Origin of the sequence: Streptomyces sp. NPDC059371, from assembly GCF_042751995.1 — a bacterium.
In the GTDB taxonomy this organism is placed as follows: Bacteria; Actinomycetota; Actinomycetes; order Streptomycetales; family Streptomycetaceae; genus Streptomyces.
The window spans coordinates 22,745-29,176 of the sequence record NZ_JBHYXD010000113.1 but is presented as its reverse complement, the minus strand read 5'-3'; the positions used below and the strand labels follow the sequence as shown (position 1 = coordinate 29,176).

Below are 6,432 nucleotides of genomic sequence, written 5' to 3'. Positions count from 1 at the left end.
ACGCCGGACACCGCGACCGCGGGCTCCAGGTCGGCCTCAGGGGCTCTGGACGAACTCGTACGTCAGGAAGGCCAGGGCGTCGCCGATGGTCCTTGCCTCCACCAGGCGCAGGGGCTTCGTGCCGCAGGCCTCGCCGAAGAACCGTTCGCCGGCCCCGAGCACGACCGGGAAGACGACCAGCCGCACCTCGTCGACCAGGCCGGCCTCGATCAGCGTACGACCGAGCCGATGGCTGCCGGGGACGACGATCTCTCCGTCCAGCTCTCGCTTCAGTTTCGAGACCTCGCTCACGACGTCGCCCCGCAGAACCGTCGAGTTCTCCCAGTCGGGTTCTTCGAGGGTCGAGGACACGACGTACTTCGGCATGCTGTTCAACCGGTCGGCCAGCTCGCCGTTCCGGGGCCGCCACCGCACCCCGAAGAACTCGTAGCTCTTGCGGCCCAGCAGCCAGGCCTCCGCCTGCAGTGCCTCCTCCAGCGCGATCTTGTTCCACTCTGCGAGATCCCCGCCCCCGAACCGGGGGAACCAGCCGCCCAGCTCGAAGCCCTCCGCACCGTCCGGGTCCTGGACCACTCCGTCGAGCGAGACGTTCTGCGGCCCGCTCATCACGATCTTTCCCATGTCCGATCCCTCCTCGCGCCTACGTTGTCGACGACCACGTAGATGCAGGCGTCGGCCGGGACGAGAACTGGGCGCCGCCCGACCGCCCAGTTCTCCGGCCGGCCGGCGCCTGTACAGGATGGAAGCGTGGCGGGGCTCGAAAGCGGCGGGGCTCGGAAGCGGCAGGGTTTGGAAGTGGCGGGGCTCGGAAGCGGACGGGGCTCGGAATGAGGAGACGGTGACGATGAAGGCAGCCGATCTGATCGAGAGGGCGCGGGCCGGGGACGGCGACGCGTTCAGGGAGCTGACCGAGCCGCACCTCCGAGAGCTCCAGGTGCACTGCTATCGCATGCTCGGATCCTTCGAGGACGCCGAGGACGCCCTCCAGAACACCCTGCTCACCGCCTGGCAGAGTCTCGGCGGGTTCGAGGGACGCGCCTCGCTGCGCACCTGGCTCTACCGGATCGCGACCCATCGGTGTCTCGACGCGCGCCGCGCGGAGGCCCGGCGCCCGGCCAAGGAGTGGAACGTGCCCGGAGTCGAACCGCCCGAGCCGACCCGGCTCGGCGAGATCGTATGGCTGCAGCCGTATCCCGGCTCCCTCCTGGAGGACGCGGCCGAGGCGCCGCTCGGCCCGGAGGCCCGTTACGAGCGGACCGAATCCGTCTCGCTGGCCTTCGTGACCGCCCTTCAGCTCCTGCCGCCCCGCCAGGTCGCCGTCCTCGTCCTGCGCGACGTGCTGGGCTTCAAGGCGAGCGAGGTGGCCGACATCCTGGAATCCAGCGTCGACTCCGTCAACAGCGCCCTCAAACGAGCACGCGCCGGACTGCGAAGGGACCAGCCGTCGGCCGCCGGACACCAGCCACCTCCCGCCGCCGGCTCACCGTCCGAGGACGCGATCGTGGGGAGGTTCGTCCGCGCGTGGGAGTCCGCGGACGTCGACGCGCTGGTGGACCTCCTGACCGACGACGTCTTCATGTCGATGCCGCCGATGCCCTTCGAATACCAGGGCCGGGACGTCGTGGCCCGCTTCTGCGCCGCTCTGTTCGACGCCGGCCGCAGGTTCGACCTCGTCCCGTCGCGAGCCAACGGCCAGCCGGCGTTCGGGGCCTACCTGCGCACCCCGGACGGCATCAGCCACGGGGTCGGCCTCTACGTCCTCACGCTCACAGGCGATCGGATCCGCGCCCTGACCCGATTCGACAACAGCGTGCTTCCCTGGTTCGGGCTGCCCCGCTCCCTCCCGAGCCGATGACCGGAGCCTTCGAGTAGCGTCAATTACAAGTTGACGATTGGGGATCGTCAACTTAAGATTGACGCATGAGTCCACTCGACATCAGCCTCGCCGATCTGATCGCCCGACTCGACGAGGAACTTCCCGAAGCCGACGAACTGGCCCGCATCAGCGAGGCGCGTCTTCGTGCCCAGACGCTGTCCGACCTCGGTGACCAGCTCATCGACCACTACGTCAGCAAGGCCAAGCGGACCGGCGCGTCCTGGACCCAGATCGGCGACGCCATCGGGGTCTCCAAGCAGGCCGCTCAGCAACGGCACGCGCCCGCGCCGTTCGAGCGGTTCACCAACCTCAACCGGCACAGCATCGTGCTGGCGCAGGAAGCCGCCCGGACGTACAAGCACGACTTCATCGGCACCGGACACCTTCTGCTCGGCCTGCTCGGCGAACCACAGGGCTTGGCATGCGAGTTGCTGCTGGCGAAAGCCGAGTCCGAGCAGCGCGTCCGCGCGGCGATCGAGGAAGCGTTGCCGCCGGCCGGGGAGAAGGCGCTGCGAGGTCACATCGCCTTCCGCCCGGAGAGCAAGGAGGCCATCGAGCAGGCGCGCCACGCGTCGGTCGACCTGGGGCACGAATGGGTCGGCACGGAGCACATGCTGCTGGGCCTGATCCGAGCCGAGGAGAGCACGGCCGCGCAGGTCCTGCGCACCTTCGGCTTCACGCCGGACGAACTGCGCGAGACGGTCAGGACCGAGGTCGCCGCACGGGTCGCCACGCGCGACGAGCAGTAGCGAGACGAACTGCCCTTCGATGCGAAGGGTGCCGGCCCCCGTCCGCCCGGTCGGTTCCGTCTGCCCAGTCCGTCCCGCGCGTCCCGGTAGGGGCGGACCGGGACGGACGGGCGGGCGGGAGGCGGAGGACTTGGTCGAGGCCCCGGCGTCGTCACTTGACGTCGACGAAGTCCCCGGCGGCCGTGGCCGGGCCGGTGGTGGAGCTGCCGGAGAAGACGAAGCGGAAGTAGCCGTCCGCCGTGGCCTTCGTGGTGGTCTTCAGAGTGCCGCTGCCGCCACTGGTGATGGTCTTGAGCGTCGTGTAGGTGCTGCTCCCCTTCTTGCGGAACTGGAGTTGGACCGACCGGCCCTCATAACCGGTGTAGGTGCCGGTCTCCCAGTTGGCGCGGCTCAGCTTGCCCGTGACCGTGATGGTCCTGCCCTTCTTCACCGGCTCGGGCGACGCGTTCACCGTGACCTTGGCGTATCGCTTGAACCGCGCCGTGCCGGCGACATCGACGGCTGTCCAGTCGTCGTTCGTGTCCTGTGCTTCCGCGAGCACCTTCCAGGTCCCGGCGAGGCCGATGTCGTCGAAGTCCCGCGCGGCGTCCACACCGAAGCTCACCTTGCAGGTGGAGGTGGCACGGTCGGTGGGCGACACCGTGCACGTGCCCGCGGGCGCGTAGAGCGGCAGTCGGCCGTCGGCGTCATCGGTGTCGGGGCCGTGCCACAGGTAGGCCCAGGAAGCGGCCACACCGTCCGGGTCCGTTGCTGTCCACGTGATCGTGACGGTCTTCTTGGTGGTCAGGCCGAGCACGATGTCCTTGCCGCCGTCGACGACGACGTTCGAGAACATGGTGTCGCTGGGCGTGGCCGCGTCCGCCGCATGGGCGGCTGCCGGTACCACCGATGCGGAGAGGGTGGTGGCGAGGAGTGCGGCGGCGGTGGCCGGGCGGATGCGCATGGAATCCCCCTTCGGGATCGCGGGACTCGCCGTCCCCCACGGCGAACCGGATGACGTGTCGCTGCCTAGACACCCAGGAGCCGGTCGCGGTTGCCCTGGTGTTCGGACCGGCTTTCAACTTCCGTGACGGGTACGCGTATCGGCCCTTCGGCCCGTGGACGTCAGGAAGGCGTGGCTCCGCTGGTGACGGTGGACCAGCGGCCGCCGGCCACCGAGCACACCGTGAGGCCCCGGTTGCGTGTGTCGCCGTACTCGTCGAAGGCGACGTGGCCGGTGACACCGTCGAAGTCGAGCCGGGACACGGCCTGTTGCATCTTCGCTCGGGCGTTCTGGGGGAGAGTGCCGCCGTTGGCCGTCACGAGGGACTTGACGGCCTCGATGAGGCTCCAGGTCGCGTCGTAGGCGTACGGTCCGTACCAGTTGGCCGTGTCCTTGTACCCGGCCTCGTCGTACCGGGTGACGAAGTCCGCTCCGCCCGCCAGATCTTCCGCGGCCACACCGATGTTGACGGCGAGGTCGCCGTCGGTCTTCGGGCCGGACGTGACGTATCCCTCGGTGAGGATGCCGTCGCCGCCCATCAGGGGGATGTCGGTCCCGGCCTGCTTGAGCTGCTTGGAGAGCGGTCCCGCGGTGTCGTAGTAGCCACCGAAGTAGACGGCGTCGGCGCCCGATTCCCGGACGCTCGCGACCAGGTCGGAGAACTCGGTCCGGCCGGGATCGACCTGCTCCGTACCGACCACGGTCCCGCCGAGCCTCTCGAACTCGGCGGTGAAGCCGGAGGTGAGACCGGTGCCGTAGACGCTCTTGTCGTCGATGACGTACAGCTTGCTCTTCCCGGCCTCGGTGTGGAGGTGGCGGGCGGCGAACGGGCCTTGGTCCACGTCCGTGGCCACGGTACGGAAGTACGTGTCGTACGGGCGGGACTTGGTGCCCGCGGCCCAGTCGGTGCCCAGCGTCAACTCGGGAGCGGTGTTGCCCGGTGAGATGCTGACCAGGTCCGCCTGGTCCAGAGGCGCCACCAGCGTCCGGGCCACGCTGGAGTTCAACGGCCCGACGACGCCCAGCACCTTCGCGTCGGACACGAAACCGGCCGCGTTCCGCTGACCCTTGACGGGGTCGGAGGCGTCGTCCAGGGTCTTGATCTCGAACTTCACACCGGGGACGAGCCGCTTCTTGTTCGCGGTCTTGACCGCGAGTTCGGCGGAGTTCCGGATGCCGAGTCCCATCGAGGACATTCCGCCGGTGACGGGGGCGTCCACTCCGATCACCACCGTCACGGCGGAAGCCGAGGCGCCGCTGCCGGCCGATCCGCCGGCGCCGGGCTTCTTGTCATCTCCCGAGAGCGTCCAGGTCAGGGCGGAACCGGCCGCGAGCGTGGCCAGTGCCGCGCCCAGGACCACCGAGCGCCGGGTGAGGGCGCGCGCCCGTACGGGCTTCCGCTCGCCCGTCTCCATCTCGGCCGTCGTCCCCAGCGTGACCACGTCGTCGGTCGGGGGCACGGGTACGGGGACCGACGGCGGGTCAGTCGGCCGGTCAGGGACCGTCTCCTTGTCCTTGGCCTCGTCCTTGCCCTCGTCCCTGTGCTTGTCCTTGTCCTTGTCCGGGGCAGGGTCGTGGTCCGGACCGGGGATCCGGGGGTCGGCCGGGGCCGCTCCGGAGTCCAGCACCGTGGGCTCATGCGGCACACCCGGCGTTCCGACCGTGGGAGGCTTACGAGGCTTCGGGGGCACGGAAGGCGGCCCCTGCTCCGTCGCCGCGTCCGGGACGGGATCGCGCTCGGGCTCCGGATCGCGCTCGGGCTCCGGATCGCGCTCGGGCTCCGGCTCAGGCCCTGGGTCCCGCTCGGCGGCCGCGTCGTCCCGCGCGGGGAAGGAACGCAGCACCGACGCCAGCATCCCGGCGGCCTCGGTGGCGCCCACCCGCTGCTCCGGATCCTTCGCGAGCAGCGCCTCCAGTACGGGCGCGAGCGGCCCGGCGTGGACCGGCGGGCGGTGCGGGCGCGTGAAGATGGCCACGGCCAGGGCGTGGAGCCCTTCCGCCTCGAACGGAGGCAGCCCCTCGACGGCGTGGTAGAGGGTGGCGCCGAGCGCCCACAGGTCGTTGGCGGGGGTCGGGCGCTTGCCCTCCAACTGCTCCGGGGACATGTACTGCGGCGTACCGATGACGATCCCGCTGTGACTCAGTTTGGTCGTGGCGTCCGCGAGGTGCGCGATGCCGAAGTCGGTGAGGACGACCCGGTCCTTCGTCAGGAGCACGTTGTCCGGCTTGATGTCGCGATGGACGATCCGTGCCTCGTGCGCCTCGGCGAGGGCGTCGAGCATGGCGGCGCCGATCTCGGCCACCCGCCGCACGGGCAGCCGGCCCTGCCCGCTGATGGCGGCGGCCAGCGACTCGCCGCGGATGAACTCCATGACGATCACAGGGGCGCCCTGGTGCTCCACGACGTCATGGATCGTGATGATTCCGGGGTGGCTGAGAGTCACCGCGGCGCGGGCCTCGGCGGCGAAGCGCCCGAGCAGTGTGGCGCGGTCGCGTTCCTCCATCCCCGGCGGGAAGAGGATCTCCTTGACGGCGACCTCGCGTCCGAAGAGCTGCTGGTCCAGGCCGCGCCAGACCCGGCCCATACCGCCCTGGCCGATGCGTTCGACCAGCTCGTAGCGGCCTGCGATGAGTTCGGAATTCTGCTCGGTCACGCGCACACTCTAGGTCCTGTTGTGCCGTTCGTGTGAAGGAAGAATGGCTTGATCATGTCTCTGGGTGTGAGAGGGAGGACGGGGCGCGGGCAGGGGAGTTGGCGGCTCCGACGTTTGCGAAGCCGGGGACGGCGAGGTCGTTCGTCCAGGTCGTCGGCGATCAGCGGGACG

General features: G+C 69.9%; 5 protein-coding genes. 2 read left to right on the top strand and 3 right to left on the bottom strand.

All coding sequences use genetic code 11. The features are described 5' to 3' along the window. Positions 1 to 36: 36 nt before the first annotated feature. Complete coding sequence (locus tag ACFXGX_RS37475; RefSeq protein WP_384801023.1) at positions 37 to 621, bottom strand: dihydrofolate reductase family protein; 585 nt, start codon at positions 619 to 621, stop codon at positions 37 to 39. A 223-nt stretch (positions 622 to 844) separates the two neighbouring features. On the opposite strand from ACFXGX_RS37475, the gene ACFXGX_RS37470 reads away from it, so the two are divergent. Both ACFXGX_RS37470 and ACFXGX_RS37465 read left to right on the top strand, forming a co-directional pair. Next, positions 845 to 1,855 carry a sigma-70 family RNA polymerase sigma factor gene (locus tag ACFXGX_RS37470; RefSeq protein ID WP_384801020.1) on the top strand — a complete coding sequence of 337 codons (1,011 nt, stop codon included), beginning with the start codon at positions 845 to 847 and terminating at the stop codon, positions 1,853 to 1,855. A 65-nt stretch (positions 1,856 to 1,920) separates the two neighbouring features. After that, entirely contained in the window at positions 1,921 to 2,625 is a 705-nt protein-coding gene (locus ACFXGX_RS37465; RefSeq protein ID WP_384801017.1) for a Clp protease N-terminal domain-containing protein, read from the top strand. A 151-nt stretch (positions 2,626 to 2,776) separates the two neighbouring features. Here the strand turns inward: ACFXGX_RS37465 and ACFXGX_RS37460 are convergent, their stop codons facing one another. Both ACFXGX_RS37460 and ACFXGX_RS37455 read right to left on the bottom strand, forming a co-directional pair. Beyond that, a complete protein-coding gene (locus tag ACFXGX_RS37460; protein ID WP_384801014.1) occupies positions 2,777 to 3,568 on the bottom strand; it encodes a hypothetical protein in 792 nt (263 codons plus the stop codon). A gap of 161 nt (positions 3,569 to 3,729) precedes the next feature. After that, positions 3,730 to 6,261, bottom strand: a complete 2,532-nt coding sequence (locus ACFXGX_RS37455) for an ABC transporter substrate-binding protein (protein ID WP_384801010.1) — start codon at positions 6,259 to 6,261, stop codon at positions 3,730 to 3,732. Positions 6,262 to 6,432 lie beyond the last annotated feature (171 nt).

Excerpts from the sequence above, each read along its gene's own strand:
- ACFXGX_RS37470 (WP_384801020.1), top strand. The coding sequence starts at position 845 with ATGAAGGCAGCCGATCTGATCGAGAGGGCGCGGGCCGGGGACGGCGAC.
- ACFXGX_RS37460 (WP_384801014.1), bottom strand. The coding sequence starts at position 3,568 with ATGCGCATCCGCCCGGCCACCGCCGCCGCACTCCTCGCCACCACCCTC.
- ACFXGX_RS37475 (WP_384801023.1), bottom strand. The coding sequence starts at position 621 with ATGGGAAAGATCGTGATGAGCGGGCCGCAGAACGTCTCGCTCGACGGA.
- ACFXGX_RS37465 (WP_384801017.1), top strand. The coding sequence starts at position 1,921 with ATGAGTCCACTCGACATCAGCCTCGCCGATCTGATCGCCCGACTCGAC.